A 15,078-nucleotide genomic window follows, 5' to 3' on the forward strand; every position below is an offset into this window, starting at 1 on the left:
CGGTCTGGAGCGCAGCCTTGGGGCCACGCTGATGCGTCGCCCGGCGGGGCGGGTTAGAGCGTTTTCGAGCGAAGCGAGCACCGGTTCGCGTGAAGAAAACGCGTCAAAACGAGAATCTACAGCTGCGCGTCGCCGTTCGGTCCGACCGAGGCGATGCGCAGCATGTTGGTGGTGCCGGGCGCGCGGAGCGGCACGCCGGCGACGATGATGACGCGCTGGCCGGCCTTGGCAAAGCCGTCCCGAAATGCAATCGAGCCGGCGCGTTCAACCATGTCGTCGAGATCATGCGCGTCCTCGGCGACCACGCAATGCACGCCCCACACCACCGACAGCTTGCGCCCGGTGGCGAGGTTCGGCGTGATCGCGACCACCGGCACCTTGGGCCGCTCGCGCGCCACGCGGATCGCGGTCGAGCCGGATGACGTCCAGCAGATGATTGCCGACAGATCGAGCGTCTCGGCGATCTGCCGCGCGGCATCGGCAATGGCATCGCCCACCGTCGCCTCCGGATCGACGCGCTGTGCGTTGATCACGCTGCGATAGGTCGGATCGCGCTCCACCTCCTCGCCGATGCGGTTCATGGTCGAGACCGCTTCGACCGGGAATTTGCCGGCGGCGGATTCCGCCGACAGCATGATGGCGTCGGCGCCCTCGTAGACGGCGGTGGCGACGTCGGAGACTTCGGCGCGCGTCGGCACCGGTGCCTGGATCATCGACTCCAGCATCTGGGTTGCGACCACCACCGGCCTGCCGGCGCCGCGCGCCATCCGGATCATCTGCTTCTGCAGGCTCGGCACCCGCTCCAACGGCAGCTCGACGCCGAGATCGCCGCGCGCCACCATCAATGCGTCCGCCACCTCGATGATGTCGGCGAGTCGGTCGATCGCCTGCGGCTTCTCGATCTTGGCCATCACCGCGGCGCGACCGCGGATCATCTTCTTGGCCTCGATCACGTCCTCGGCACGCTGCACGAAGGACAGCGCAACCCAGTCGATCCCTTCCGGCAGCGCGGCTTCCAGATCGGCACGGTCCTTCGGGGTCATCGCGGAGACCGGCAGGTCGGTGTCGGGCAGGCTGACGCCCTTGCGGTCCGACATCTTGCCGCCGATCACGACGCGCGTGACCGCGCGGTCGGGCGAGGTTTCCTCGGCGATCAGCCGCACCTTGCCGTCGTCGAGCAACAGCGCGTGGCCGGGCCGGAGCGCGGCGAGGATCTCCGGATGCGGAAGCTGGACGCGGCTGTTGTCGCCGGGCGTCTTGTCGGAATCCAGAATGAAGCTCTGGCCGTTCTTGAGCTGGGTCGACCCTTCCGCAAAGGCGCCGACCCGCAGCTTCGGCCCCTGCAGGTCGACCAGGATGCCGATCGGCCGGCCGTAGCTCGATTCGACATTGCGGATGGTCTTGACCAGCTCCCGCATCTTGTCATGCGGGGTATGGCTCATGTTGATGCGGAACACGTCGGCGCCCGCCTCGAACAGCCTGCGGATCATCGCGCTGTCTGAGGAGGCCGGGCCGAGCGTTGCGAGGATCTTGATTCGGCGCAGTCGTCTCATTGTTTGTTTCCGGGTGGTGCGGCTGGCGGCAGACCCGACGCGCCCGGAGGCGCTGCGCCCGGCGGCGGGTTGGGCAGGCCCGGCATCGCCCCGGGACTTCCCGGGGCCACGCCGCCCGGCATTCCCGGTACTTTCTGCGGCTGTTGTTCGTTGGCTTCGGTCAGCTGGACGGTCCATGCACGCTGCTCGCCGGTGTCGACCTCGAAGAAGCCGGTGCGGTCAAAGCCCCGCGCCAGGCAATTCTCGGTGCCCTTGATGGTGAATTCCTTGTCGCGCGAGCACATGAAGGCCTGGCCGGACCATTCGCCGCCGCGATCGTAGTCGAGAGCGTAGATGTAGTAGTAGCGCGCCACAAGGTTGCCGCGCAGCAGGGTCTCGCAGGTCCGCGACGACACATTCCACCAGCCTTCTGTGGTCCAGCCCTCGGCATCCTTGTAGCCGAGCGCGATCCCGACCCGGCTCGAGGTGTTGTTGCAGAGCCGGAAATCGGCGGCCGCCGGGCTCGTCCACAGGCATGCCGCGACAAGCGCCAGCACCGGCAGGATGCCGGCCAGGATCAGGCGGATGGTGCGGGGAGCTGAGGCGAGAGAATCTGTTGGGCTCATGCGGCGAAGCTATATCAAATCATTGTCGATTTCGCGTGCCCGGCACGCACTGTCAACGGGCGGGCGCCCGTCTGCCACGCTGCGGCACCGTGGCCAGTGTGGCCAGCCAGCTCCGTATTGCGCGTCGATATGGCAAAATCTGTGACAATTCCCACCTGATATCAATATGGTGAGCACATCACACCGGGATCACGATCATGAGCATTGACGACAAAACCAGAACAGAACTTGAGGCCGCGGTGTTCCGGCGCCTCGTCGATCATCTGCGCAACCGGACCGATGTGCAGAACATCGACCTGATGAACCTTGCCGGCTTCTGCCGCAATTGCCTGTCCAACTGGATGAAGGAAGAGGCCGACGCCAAGGGCCTTGCCGTGAGCAAGGACGAGAGCCGCGAGGCGGTCTACGGCATGCCCTATGAGGAGTGGAAGGCGAAGTATCAGGGCGGCGCGACGCCGGAGCAGCTCGCGGCGATGAAGAAGGCCCAAAGCGGGCACTAATTCCCGATTGATGTGACCCCAGTTCCGTGGCCGTCCGCATCTCCTGTGGGCGCGCTGTGGATGAGCGCGATGTTTCCTTGACGGGACGTGCTCCAAAATCGAGGGTCGCCCGCAACAAGCGGTGCGCGTGGCGCGTATTCGCGCGACATTTCATTGCCATTTCAGGAGTACGCGATGGCCACCACGTCTGCCGCCGTTCAGGATGAACCCGCAACGCGATTTGCCAAGGACCAGCTCAAATCCATCATCGAGCGCATCGAGCGGCTGGAAGAGGAAAAGAAGACCATCTCGGACGATATCCGCGACGTCTATGCGGAGGCCAAGGGCAACGGCTTCGACGTCAAGGCGCTGCGCACCATCGTGCGCCTGCGCAAGCAGGACGCCAACGAGCGCCAGGAGCAGGAAACCATCCTGGAGACCTATATGCAGGCGCTCGGGATGCTCTGAGGCGGCAGGCGGGCCGGTCTGGCGTCGCCAAGGCGCCCCCCCGAGGTAACTCACCCAATCCTCTTGGCGAGGCTTGGGTGAAATCCCGGGATTTGCTACACTGCCGGTGAGGTAACCGGCAGAGCGTTCAGATGGACGTGCCAGGACCAGAGCGTCGGCTCGCTGCGGTCCTCGCCGCCGACATGGTCGGCTTTAGCCGACTGATGGAGGCTGACGAGACGGGCACCCTTGCGCGCCTCAAGACCCATCGGATCGAGCTGATCGATCCGGCCATCACCAAGAATCGCGGCCGCATCATCAAGACCACCGGCGACGGTCTGCTGGTCGAATTCCACAGCGTCGTCGATGCGGTGTTGTGCGCGGCCGAGGTCCAGCGCCGGATGGCCAAGCGCAACACCGACGTCGCGCCGGCGCGGTGGATGCAGTTTCGCATCGGCATCAATCTCGGCGATGTGATCGTCGACGGTGCCGACATCTTCGGCGACGGCGTCAATGTCGCCTCGCGCCTCGAGGTGCTGGCCGAACCCGGTGGCATCTGCATTTCCGGCGCGGTCCGCGATCAGGTCGGCGATCGCCTGGAAGATCTGAGCTTCGAGGATCTCGGCGACCAATCCGTCAAGAACATTGCGCGCCCGATCCGGGTTTTCCGCGTCCATCTCGAATCGGGCGCCAGATCCACTACTGACCATCCAAGCGCGGCGGCCGCCCCTGTCGTCGCCAAAAAGCCCTCCATCGCCGTGCTGCCGCTCGTCAATATGAGCGGCGATCCCGAGCAGGAATTCTTCGCCGACGGCCTCACCGAGGACATCATCACCGAGCTGTCGCGCTTCCACGATCTGCTCGTGATCTCGCGCAACTCGACCTTCGTGTACAAGGGCAAGGCGGTGAAGGTGCAGGACGTCGCGAAGGAATTCGCGGTCGACTATGTGCTGGAAGGCAGCGTGCGCAAGGCGGGCGGCCGGATTCGCGTCACCGTGCAGCTGATCGATGCCGAGGCCGACCGGCACGTCTGGGCCGAACGCTACGACCGCGAGCTCGCCGACATCTTCGCGATCCAGGACGAGATGACGCGCGCGATCGTGTCGACCTTGCCGGGCCGCGTCGAGGCCGCTGCCCATGACCGCGTCAAGCGCAAGCCGACCGACAACATGGCGGCCTATGAGTGCGTGCTTGCCGCCAAGGTGCTGCATCATCGCTCGGCCCGCGACGACAATGCGGAGGCGCGGCGTCTGCTCGAGCGGGCCATCGTGCTCGATCCCAACTACGCCCATGCGCACGCCTGGCGGGCCTGCGTGCTCGGCCAGACTTGGGTCTACAATTGGTGCGACGATCGCGACGCGACCTTCGCGGAGGTGGCGGCCGAGCTCGAGATCGCGCTCAAGCTCGACGACAACGACAGCGACGTGCACCGGATCCTCGCGGCGCTGAACCTCAACCGCGACGACCACGACAAGGCGGCCTTCCACCAGGAGCGCGCGCTCGCGCTCAATCCCAACTACGATCTGGTCGTCGTGCAGCAGGGCGAGCTCCTGACCTGGCTCGGGCGGCCGGAGGAGGGCATCGACTGGATCAAGCGGGCGATGCGCCTCAATCCGTTCCATCCGGAACGATTCTGGAGTCATCTCGGCCGGGCCTGCTATTGCGCCGAGAAATACGCCGACGCGGCCGAGGCGTTCTCGCGGATCACGCGGCCCGACCACACCCATCACGCCTTCCTCGCCGCGACATTGGCGCAGATGGGCAACGCGGTGGCGGCCGCAGCCCATGCGACCGAGGTGCTGAAGCGCGAGCCGACCTTCTCGGTCGGCGCTCACCTGGCAACCCAGCACTACAAGCGCGCGCCCGACCGGGCGCGCTACGAGGCCGGCCTGCTCAAGGCAGGGCTGCCGGCTTGACCTGCTGGTAAATTGACTCGCGAGGCTCAGCGCAGCGAGGCGGTGCGCAGCACGAACGACTGGGTCGTCAGGAGGGCGGTCGCCGAGCCCGAGAAGCGATCGCAGGTCATGCCCATCATCGGATCTTCCGAGAAGGTCATGGCGACGGCGGCCTGCGGCTTCACGAAATGCTGCCGCATCATGTTCATGTCGGTGTCGCCGAGCACGGTGGTCAGCATGCCGCTGCTCGCGCTCGGCGCCAGCATCACGACGCGCATCCAAATGTCGTTGCCCTTGGCGGCCGAGATCCGCGCCGACGTCGTGATGACGCCCTGGCCAGGTGTGCCCTTCGCAACGACGGTGTTGATTTCGGTGGCCGGCGCCGCCGCATTGCGCGCCGGGCGCACATTGCGCGGGATCGGCGCGGTCGCCGCGACGATGTTGGCGCGATCGACCGGTGAGGACGCGGCCGGCGCATAAGCGAGCGCCTTGTTGAAGTTGTCGGTCGTGCTGGCGGTGGTCTGCGGATCGGAGCCGCCGACCGCCTCACGCGCCTTCAGCGCGGCGATCTGCGCGGCCGATGCCTGCTTCGGCGCCGCGGACTCGTCACCCCAGAAACCGCGGGCATTGATGATGTCGGCCGGCGATTGCGGCGCGGTGTTCTCGGCCGTCTGCACCACCTGCACCGCCGGCTTCGCCTTCGGCATCGGGACGAGCTGCGCGTCGGCGGCGGCGAGCTGGATCGCGGCGGCGAACTGCTGCGGCTTGGCGCGCGGCAGCGGAACGGGGTCGGCGGATTTTGCAGGGGCCGCGGCCGCAACCACGGTGGGGGCCGCGGGCTTGTCGTTCACAGCGGCCGCGCCTTCGTCTTCATCGTCGCCCGACTTGCCGGCCCCGAACAGCTTCGCAAACAGGCTCGGCTTGCTGATGGTCGCAGCATCATCGCCATTGCCGCGGCGTTCGATGTCGGCCTTGGCGAGTTCATAGCCCTTCAGCGGTGTGCCGTCGGTCGGGACATGGACGGTGCGGCCGTCCGGGAACACCCGGACGAGCTGCTCGCGGGTCATCCGCGGCCAGTGGCGAATGCCGCCGGTGTCGAGATGCACGAAGGGCGAGCCCGAGGTCGGATAGAAGCCGACGCCGCCGCGCTGCAGGCGCAGGCCGGCGAAGCGGATCTGCTCCAGCGGCACGCCCGGAATGAAGAAGTCCATCGCATGCCCCAGCATGTGCTGGCTGTGGCGCGCAACGCCCGAGGAGCGGCGGCGGAGCATGGCGTTGGTGGCAGGGGCGCGATAGGCGGAGATGATCTGGATCGGCTGCTTGCCGCCGACGTCGTTATAGACTTCCCACAGGATGTCGAAGAGGTGACGGTCCATCACCGCCTCATCCTGGGAGCGCCAGTCGCGCAGGAAGTGATTGAGCTGCTTCAGCGCGGCTTCGTCGTAGCGGCCATCGCGTTTGAAGGTGATGTTGAGGTCTTCGCCGGAATGGGTGTGGTGGAAGGTGAGGGTGCGGGTCTGGTTCAGCGCAGTCGCATCGTGCACCGAGCCGGCGCCCGCCAACAGCAATAGCGCGGTCAGGCCGACTTGGTATCCGGCCTTAGGCAGCGACAGCGGATTGTAGCGGCGTGCGAAAACAGCCAGCACTATGAGCCCACCCAGTCGACGAGCGTTCGGTCGGCATCCTCGCAGACCCCCTGCGGAAGACGGTGAACGCTTTCTTAAAGCGGGAGGGTTAACCGAGGTTTACCGACCCGCCCCCAAGTTGGGCTTAACTAACTGGGGGAGTGTGGCAAAAGATAGCCCTGTTCCCCGGACCCCATGGGAAATGGTTAACGTAAACGATCTCGCTTTTCGAGCGAGATCGTTGATTTTACTTCAAAATTTATCCCAATCGGGCGGAGGGGCAGATTAGCGGGTGATCACCCGGCGCTGCTGCTGGGCCTGGCCGCGGCGGACCGGCTGCGGCTCCGGCTGGCCGAATCCACCGAACAGGCGCTCGAAGAAGTTCGGTCCGGAGGAGCCAAAGCCGCTGTTGTCGCCGGCGACGTTGACGCCAGGCGGCAGGCTGCTGCTCGGCGGCCGCGCGTAGCTCGGCTGGGCGTGCGCAACGACCGTTTCGAGGTCCTTGCCGCGGCTGTTCTTGAGCAACGACAGCATGGCGGCGTCGCGGCCGTAGATGTCCCTGCGGATTTGCAGCTTGCCGGCGTCGTCCACGAACGCGGTCTGGTAGGTGATGTTGACCGGGATCGGCGTCGGGAATTTCAGATCGACTTCGCTCGAGCCGTACATGCTGCGGATCCGTTCCGGCGTGTAGTGCTGGTTCGGCTCGGTGATGTTGAGCAGCACGGACGCGTACTGATCCGGATTCTGCACGCGCATGCAGCCGTGGCTGAAGGCGCGCTCATCCTTCGCGAACAAATACTTGTCCGGCGTGTCGTGCTGATAGACCAGGAACTTGTTCGGGAAATTGAAGCGGATGCGGCCGAGCGCGTTGGCTTCACCGGGCGGCTGCGAGACGTGGATCGAGCCGTCGCGGTTGCGCTCAAGCTTGAGGCCCATGCGCTGCAGCACCGTCGGATCCTGCTGCAGGGCCGGCAGATACTCGTTGTAGATGATCGACGGCGGCACGTTCCAGGTCGGATTGACCGTGATGTACTTCATCGTCTCGGTCAGCAGCGGCGTGGCGTGCTGGCCGGGCTTGCCGGTGACGACGCGCGTGGTCCAGACCTGCGCGCCGTTCTGCATCACCTTCAGCGTATAGTCGGGGATGTTGAGGATCACATAGGCATTGCCGACATTGGCAGCGCCGAGCTGGCGCGGCAGCCAGCGCCAGCGCTCCATGTTGACGAGCACGGTGTCGATCTGACGGTCGCGCTTCGGATTGTTCAGCGCCTTCACCGTGCGCTCGTCGAGCACGCCGGTCGCCTTGAGGTCGACGCTGCTCTGGAATTTCTCCACGGCCCGCGCCACCGTCGCGTCATACTTGGTGCTGTCGGCATCCTCGGTGATGCCGAGCTTGTTGCGCAGGTCCGGCACGCGCGGATCGTCCATCTCGACCGCGGCCTGCTTCTTGCGCGCGGGGACGTATTTCAGCGCAGGGCCGTCGGCGATCGTGATCACCGGGCCGTCGCCCTGGCCACGCAGCTCGGCGAGCTTCTTCTTGAGCTCCTTGTAGAGCTTCTGCGGCGGGTTATAGCCGTCGAGTGCGGCGGAGGCGTCCTTGGCCGAGGTCACATTCGCGAACACTTCGGCCGGATCGATCGGATGCTCCGGATAGAGGATGTCCGCCGACACCTGCGACCAGTGCATGCGGCCGCTCTGGGCCTGGCGCGCATAGTCCAGCATGCTGGCCGCGAGCTTCAGCTCGGCGTCGGCCAGCGTATCGGGCGTCGTTGCCGCAGTGAAATCCGGCACTGGATAGTCGGCGGCATCGAGGCCGTCGGCGGCCGCATCCTTCAGGCGGGCGATGACGCCCTTGCCGGCATCGGTCAGCTTGCCGGCCTTGGTGAAGACGGGTGCGTATTCGCGGGCCGAATAGAACTTCTCGGCCGCGGCGCGCTCGTTCTTGCGATCGAAGGTGCGCAGCGACTTGCCGGCGAGCAGCTCGCGCAGCTTGTCGGCGACCGGCTGATCCTCGGCGGCAACGTTGCTCGCAGCCATCGCGGGCTCAGTCGCCGGAGCTGCTGCCGTCGCGGGAGCCGGAGTTATGGCGGGCGCCGTGGCCGTTGCCGGCGCGGGGCTTGCGGAAGGTGCCGTTGCGGTTGCAGGGGCTGGTGTGGCCGCAGCCGGCGCGACCGCGGTATCGGTCTTCGGTGCATCGATCTTGGATGCATCGGCGGGCTTGGTCGACGGCGCGGTGACGACATCAGCGGGCTTCGGCTCGACGGCCTTGGCGGTCGCGCCCGGTTCTGCCGGCTTTGTATCGACAGGCTTTGCATCGGCGGGCTTGGCTTCGGTGGCCTGCATCTCGGCGGGCTTCACGTCCGCCGGCTTGGCGGCGTCGGGCAGCGCGGCGGTGGTGTCGGCCTTGAAATCGCTTGCGGTGGGCGGCGGCACATTGGCCGGTTCGGGGCGCGGGATCGCGGCGTCGATCGCCAGTTCCGAGGCGCTGGAGCGAGGCGTGTCCTGCGCGAAGGCCGAGCTCGCGGACACCGTGAGGAAGGTCGCCGCGACGGCCATCAATACGCGGTCAAATCCTCGACGGTTGTTCGAACAGTCACGCATTTTCGCACCCCCTGGGTGGAACTGCCCCCCAGATTCTGGAACAGTTCAAATCGGTATTCGGTTTCATAGCTTGCGCGAAAGCGCCTGGCTTCTCAGACGACTCGTATGCCTGCATGCAATTAACGCAGACGATACATTTGCCTCTCTTATGCAGCCAGCGCCTTGCGGGGCAACTCACGACAAACTGACCTCGAAGCGGCTGATTTCGCTCGGGCCGTGCGTTTTTGCCACGCGGCACAGCCTTTGTCTGTCACCGACGGGACACGGTTCAAAAGGTTCCCTGGTATGGCCCTGTCGGCCTCAGGTTTAGGTAGCGTCGCTAGTGCGCGTGCCGGCCGCGGCTTCGTCGAGCTTGCGGTAGAGGGTCGAGCGGCCGATCTTGAGGCGACGCGCGACCTCCGACATCTGTCCGCGATAATGCGAAATCGCGAACCGGATGATCTCGTTCTCGAGATCTTCTAGCGGGCGCACCTCGCCCGCGGCATTGAGCATCGAGAGGCCGCCCGCTGTCGGCAGGGCAGCGGTAACAGGTATTTCATTACCGGAGATCATGGCGGGCGCCGTGGACGGCGACACCACCAGCGGCTCGCCCTGGAGCATTTTGCCTTCCGGCACCGGATGCGCCGCTCCTTGCGGGAAGTCGGCGAGCCCGAGCTGGTCGCCATCGCTCATCACCACGGCGCGATACACCGTGTTCTCGAGCTGGCGGATGTTGCCCGGCCAATCGAGCTGCGCCAGATGCGCCATCGCATCGCCGCTGATGCCGGTGATGTTGCGGTTCTCCTCGGCGCAGAACCGCGCCAGGAAATGCCGCAGCAGATGCGGGATGTCTTCGCGCCGCTGCCGCAACGCCGGAATGGTCAGCGGCAGCACGTGCAGGCGGTAGAACAGGTCCTCGCGGAACTGGCCGGCCTTCACGAGATCGAGCAGCTTGCGGTTGGTCGCCGAAATGATGCGGACATCGACCTTGACCGGCTTGCGGCCGCCGACCGCCTCGACGGTGCCTTCCTGCAGCGCGCGCAGCAGTTTCACCTGTGTGGCCAGCGGCAATTCGCCGACCTCGTCGAGGAACAGCGTGCCGCCGTGGGCCTCGACGAACTTGCCCTGATGACGCTCGGTGGCGCCGGTGAAGGCGCCCTTCTCGTGGCCGAACAGGATCGATTCGACGAGATTGTCCGGGATCGCGCCGCAGTTCACCGCGACGAAGGGCTTGGCCTTGCGCTCGCTGCTGCCGTGGATGGCGCGCGCGAACAGTTCCTTGCCGACGCCGGACTCGCCCTCGATCAGCACCGGGATGGTCGAGGATGCCGCTTTCTGCGCCGTGCGCAGCACGCCGGCCATCGCCTCGCTGCGGGTGATGATGTCGGAGAAGGTCAGCCGGCCCTCGCGGCTGTGGCGGATGCGCTGCAATTCGCCCTTGAGCGCCGATGCGTTGAGCGCGTTGCGCAGGCAGACCTGCAGCCGCTCGAAGCCGACCGGCTTGACGACGAAATCCTGGGCACCGGCGCGCATCGCCGACACCACATTGTCGATGCCGCCATGCGCGGTCTGCACGATGACCGGGACGTTCAAACCAGCTTCACGAATTTTTGCGAGGACTCCGAGACCGTCGAGGCCCGGCATCACGAGGTCGAGCACGACGGCATCGATCGCCTGCGTCTCGGATGCGGTCAGGGCCGCTATCGCCGCGTCGCCACTGTCCACGACGAGGGGCTCATAACCGCACTTCTGCACCATGTTTTCAACCAAACGACGCTGTACGGCGTCATCATCGGCGATCAAAATGGTGGCAGCCATGGTTTTCCCCGCACGCTACGTTTATCTGTCTCGAATCGGGGCACTGTCGCCGATGCCGATTAACGCACTCTTAAACCTTGCAAACCCGCTTTCATTCCGCCGCCGGCGACATCTTTCCGACTGAAGTAAGGTTACGAACAAGATGACCTCGCGCTCCAAAACTGCTTCCAACAAGTCTGCTCTCAGCAAGGCCGCTCTCCGCAAGGAAGCCGCGCTGCGCAAGACGGCCGCGCAACGCAAACCGGCCGCAGCCAGCCCGGCGGCGAAACAGGCAGCCAGCAAGACCGGCAAGCTTCCGGAATGGAATCTGGCAGATCTCTACTCCGGTATCGACGCGCCGGAAGTCGCACGCGATTTGCAGAAAATGGATGCAGATTGCGTCGCGTTTGAGACCGACTACAAGGGCAAGCTTGCCGAAAATACCGGCAAGGAAGGTGGCGGAAAGTGGCTGGCCGGGGCGATCCGCCGCTATGAGGCGATCGACGATCTGGCTGGCCGTCTCGGCTCTTATGCCGGCCTGGTCCATGCCGGCGACAGCGTCGATCCCGCGATCTCGAAATTCTACGGCGACGTCTCCGAACGGCTCACGGCCGCATCGGTGCATCTCCTGTTCTTCTCGCTCGAGCTCAATCGGGTTGACGATGATGTGATCGAGCGCGCGATGGCCGAACCCACGCTCGGGCATTACCGGCCGTGGATCGAGGATCTGCGCAAGGACAAGCCGTACCAGCTCGAGGATCGCGTCGAGCAGCTCTTCCACGAAAAGGCGCAGAGCGGCTACGCGGCCTGGAACCGGCTGTTCGACCAGACCATCTCCGGCCTGCGCTTCAAGGTCGCGGGCAAGGAGCTCGCGATCGAGCCGACGCTGAACCTGTTGCAGGACAAGGCCGGCGACAAGCGCAAGTCGGCGGCGCAGGCGCTCGCCAAGACCTTCAAGGACAATGAGCGTACTTTCGCGCTGATCACCAACACGCTTGCCAAGGACAAGGAAATCTCCGACCGCTGGAGGGGCTTCCAGGATATCGCGGATTCCCGACATCTCAACAACCGGGTCGAGCGCGAGGTGGTCGATGCGCTGGTCGCCTCGGTGCGCGCGGCCTATCCGAAGCTGTCGCACCGCTACTACGCGTTGAAGGCCGGCTGGTTCAAAAAGAAGAAGCTGCCGCACTGGGACCGCAACGCGCCGCTGCCGTTCGCGGCGACCGGCACCGTCGCCTGGCCGGAGGCGCGCAACATGGTGCTGTCGGCCTATAACGGCTTCTCGCCCAAGATGGCCGAGATCGCGGAGCGGTTCTTCAGCGATCGCTGGATCGATGCGCCGGTGCGTCCCGGCAAGGTGCCCGGTGCGTTCTCGCATCCGACCACGCCGTCGGCGCATCCCTATGTGCTGATGAACTATCAGGGCAAGCCGCGCGACGTGATGACGCTGGCACATGAGCTCGGCCATGGCGTCCATCAGGTGCTGGCGGCGAAGAACGGCGCGCTGATGGCGCCGACGCCTTTGACGCTGGCGGAGACCGCGAGCGTGTTCGGCGAGATGCTGACCTTCAAGCGGCTGTTGTCCCAGACCAGGAACGCCAAGCAGCGCCAGGCGCTGCTCGCGGGCAAGGTCGAGGACATGATCAACACGGTGGTGCGGCAGATCGCGTTCTATTCATTCGAGCGTGCGGTTCATACCGAGCGCAAGAATGGCGAGCTCACCGCCGAGCGGATCGGCGAGCTGTGGCTCAGCGTGCAGGGCGAGAGCCTCGGGCCCGCGATCGAGATCAAGCCGGGCTACGAGACGTTCTGGATGTACATCCCGCACTTCATCCATTCGCCGTTCTACGTCTACGCCTATGCGTTCGGTGATTGCCTGGTGAACTCGCTCTATGCGGTCTACGAGCACGCATCTGACGGTTTCGCCGAGCGCTATCTCGACATGCTCGCCGCCGGCGGCACCAAGCATTACTCCGAGCTGCTGCGGCCGTTCGGGCTCGACGCCAAGGACCCGAAATTCTGGGATGGCGGCCTGTCCGTTATCGCCGGCATGATCGACGAACTGGAGACGATGGGCTGACGACCATCGGCCTTCCGGCTCGCTCGGGTCAGATTCGCGCAGCGTTTTTTGCGCCTCACGGCATGATCGTCCCGTGACGCCCGCGTTTGGGAGATCGCTCCTGCCCGAGGGGCGGCCGCAGGCCGTCGCTCGAGGGGTGAATCGGGGACGATTTGCGGTTCAAATCGCCTGATCGGGACCACGCCGTTGCCCTGCCAACCTGTTTGCGGTAATGGCTCGCAGAACGCGAATTTCTGACTGGGGACAGCGATGGCAGACCATAGCGAAGTGGCCTATACGACCGCCGACGGCAACGATTACGTGGCGCATGAGCAGACCTATGAAGGGTTTCTCGTGCTGGTGAAATACGGCACCATCAGCGTCGCCATCCTCCTCGCTCTGATGGCCTATTTCCTGGTCTGATCCCTGATCGGCTAGCGGCATCGCCGTCCCGCGGCGGTGCCGGAATTCCTGTCGAAACCCGGATGGAAAAACCGGGTATCCAATCTGGCGAAAATAACGCTAGTTTGAAGACGCGTGCGCCGCTCGCGCCGCCGGAGGGCCCATGAAGATCGCCGTTGCCAAGGAAATCGATGCGTCCGAGCCGCGGGTTGCGGTTTCGCCCGATACCATCAAGAAGTTCAAGGCGCTGGGCGCCGAGGTCGCGGTCGAGCCGGGCGCGGGCGTCAAGTCGGGGCTGCCCGATTCGGAGCTTGTCGCGGCCGGCGCCACCGTCAGCGCCGATGCGCTCAAGGATGCCGACATCATCATCAAGGTGAAGCGGCCGGAGGCCTCCGAACTGGCGAAGTACAAGCGCGGTGCGCTCGTGATCGCGATCATGGATCCCTACGGCAACGAGACCGCGCTGAAGGCGATGGCCGATGCCGGCGTGTCGGCGTTTGCGATGGAGCTGATGCCGCGCATCACCCGCGCCCAGGTGATGGATGTGCTGTCCTCGCAGGCCAATCTCGCCGGCTACCGCGCGGTGATCGAGGGCGCCGAGGCGTTCGGCCGCGCCTTCCCGATGATGATGACCGCGGCCGGCACCATTCCGGCCGCCAAAGTGTTCGTGATGGGCGTCGGCGTCGCCGGCCTGCAGGCGATCGCGACCGCGCGGCGGCTCGGGGCCGTCGTCACCGCGACCGACGTGCGGCCCGCCACCAAGGAGCAGGTGGAGAGCTTGGGTGCGAAATTCCTCGCCGTCGAGGACGAGGAGTTCAAGAACGCGCAGACCGCCGGCGGCTACGCCAAGGAGATGTCGAAAGAGTATCAGGCCAAGCAGGCCGCGCTGACCGCCGAGCACATCAAGAAGCAGGACATCGTGATCACCACCGCGCTGATCCCGGGCCGTCCGGCGCCGAAGCTCGTCAGCGGCGAGATGGTCAAATCGATGAAGCCGGGCTCGGTGCTGGTCGATCTCGCGGTCGAGCGTGGCGGCAATGTCGAGGGCGCGAGGCCTGGCGAGGTGGTCGAGACCGACGGCATCAAGATCGTCGGCTACACCAATGTCGCCGGCCGGGTCGCCGCCTCGGCCTCGAGCCTGTATGCGCGCAATCTGTTCTCGTTCATCGAGACGATGGTCGACAAGGCCAGCAAGGCGCTCGCGGTCAATTGGGACGACGAGCTGGTGAAGGCCACCGCGCTGACCAGGGACGGCGCCGTCATCCATCCCAACTTCCAGCCGAAGTAAGGAGAGAAGCCATGGAGCATCTCGCGCAGGCCGTCGATCCGTTCGTGTTCCGGCTGTCGATCTTCGTTCTTGCCGTGTTCGTCGGCTACTTCGTGGTGTGGTCGGTGACCCCCGCGCTGCATACCCCGCTGATGAGCGTGACCAACGCGATCTCCTCGGTGATCGTGGTCGGTGCGCTGCTCGCGGTCGGCGTCGGCATGGTGTCGAGCGGCTCGGGCTGGGCCCGCGGCTTCGGCTTCGTGGCGCTGATCTTCGCCTGCGTGAACATCTTCGGCGGCTTCCTGGTCACCCAGCGCATGCTGGCGATGTACAAGAAGAAAGCCAAGTGAGCGGCGTGCACCTCGGGGT

General features: G+C 65.4%; 12 protein-coding genes. 7 read left to right on the plus strand and 5 right to left on the minus strand.

The window, feature by feature from the left end:
- Positions 1 to 116: 116 nt before the first annotated feature.
- Together pyk and HU230_RS38890 are read right to left on the minus strand one after the other, a co-directional pair.
- The gene (pyk, locus tag HU230_RS38885; protein ID WP_176533688.1) at positions 117 to 1,553 is read right to left on the minus strand and encodes a pyruvate kinase; all 1,437 of its coding nucleotides are present in this window, start codon (positions 1,551 to 1,553) and stop codon (positions 117 to 119) included.
- On the minus strand, positions 1,550 to 2,158 hold the full coding sequence (locus HU230_RS38890) for a DUF1036 domain-containing protein (RefSeq protein ID WP_092123478.1): 609 nt from the start codon (positions 2,156 to 2,158) through the stop codon (positions 1,550 to 1,552). The genes pyk and HU230_RS38890 overlap by 4 nt, the downstream gene beginning before the upstream one ends.
- A gap of 197 nt (positions 2,159 to 2,355) precedes the next feature.
- Here HU230_RS38890 and HU230_RS38895 point away from each other — a divergent pair, with 197 nt between their 5' ends.
- From HU230_RS38895 to HU230_RS38905, 3 genes are all read left to right on the plus strand, one after another.
- Complete coding sequence (locus tag HU230_RS38895) at positions 2,356 to 2,658, plus strand: DUF1244 domain-containing protein (protein WP_176533687.1); 303 nt, start codon at positions 2,356 to 2,358, stop codon at positions 2,656 to 2,658.
- Positions 2,659 to 2,832: 174 nt separating this feature from the next.
- On the plus strand, positions 2,833 to 3,105 hold the full coding sequence (locus tag HU230_RS38900; RefSeq protein ID WP_029085502.1) for a DUF2312 domain-containing protein: 273 nt from the start codon (positions 2,833 to 2,835) through the stop codon (positions 3,103 to 3,105).
- A gap of 131 nt (positions 3,106 to 3,236) precedes the next feature.
- Positions 3,237 to 5,000, plus strand: coding sequence for an adenylate/guanylate cyclase domain-containing protein (locus HU230_RS38905; protein ID WP_176533686.1), 1,764 nt, complete (start codon positions 3,237 to 3,239; stop codon positions 4,998 to 5,000).
- Between the two features lie 26 nt (positions 5,001 to 5,026).
- On the opposite strand, the gene HU230_RS38910 is transcribed toward HU230_RS38905, so the two are convergent.
- The 3 genes from HU230_RS38910 to HU230_RS38920 form a co-directional block, all read right to left on the minus strand.
- Positions 5,027 to 6,625, minus strand: coding sequence for a peptidoglycan L,D-endopeptidase MepK (locus HU230_RS38910; RefSeq protein WP_176533685.1), 1,599 nt, complete (start codon positions 6,623 to 6,625; stop codon positions 5,027 to 5,029).
- Positions 6,626 to 6,889: 264 nt separating this feature from the next.
- Entirely contained in the window at positions 6,890 to 9,205 is a 2,316-nt protein-coding gene (locus HU230_RS38915; protein WP_176533684.1) for a L,D-transpeptidase family protein, read from the minus strand.
- Between the two features lie 306 nt (positions 9,206 to 9,511).
- The gene (locus HU230_RS38920; RefSeq protein ID WP_176533683.1) at positions 9,512 to 11,002 is read right to left on the minus strand and encodes a sigma-54-dependent transcriptional regulator; all 1,491 of its coding nucleotides are present in this window, start codon (positions 11,000 to 11,002) and stop codon (positions 9,512 to 9,514) included.
- Between the two features lie 142 nt (positions 11,003 to 11,144).
- On the opposite strand from HU230_RS38920, the gene HU230_RS38925 reads away from it, so the two are divergent.
- The 4 genes from HU230_RS38925 to HU230_RS38940 all read left to right on the plus strand — a co-directional run bounded on the left by HU230_RS38925 (position 11,145) and on the right by HU230_RS38940 (position 15,059).
- Positions 11,145 to 13,061: a M3 family oligoendopeptidase gene (locus HU230_RS38925; RefSeq protein WP_176533682.1), complete on the plus strand. Its 1,917-nt coding sequence runs from the start codon at positions 11,145 to 11,147 to the stop codon at positions 13,059 to 13,061.
- A gap of 249 nt (positions 13,062 to 13,310) precedes the next feature.
- A complete protein-coding gene (locus HU230_RS38930) occupies positions 13,311 to 13,463 on the plus strand; it encodes an aa3-type cytochrome c oxidase subunit IV (protein WP_097676083.1) in 153 nt (50 codons plus the stop codon).
- A gap of 142 nt (positions 13,464 to 13,605) precedes the next feature.
- Positions 13,606 to 14,730, plus strand: a complete 1,125-nt coding sequence (locus HU230_RS38935) for a Re/Si-specific NAD(P)(+) transhydrogenase subunit alpha (protein WP_176533681.1) — start codon at positions 13,606 to 13,608, stop codon at positions 14,728 to 14,730.
- Between the two features lie 11 nt (positions 14,731 to 14,741).
- Positions 14,742 to 15,059 carry a proton-translocating transhydrogenase family protein gene (locus HU230_RS38940; RefSeq protein WP_016841609.1) on the plus strand — a complete coding sequence of 106 codons (318 nt, stop codon included), beginning with the start codon at positions 14,742 to 14,744 and terminating at the stop codon, positions 15,057 to 15,059.
- The last annotated feature ends 19 nt before the right edge of the window (positions 15,060 to 15,078 follow it).

Origin of the sequence: Bradyrhizobium quebecense (assembly GCF_013373795.3) — a bacterium.
Lineage (GTDB): Bacteria > Pseudomonadota > Alphaproteobacteria > Rhizobiales > Xanthobacteraceae > Bradyrhizobium > Bradyrhizobium quebecense.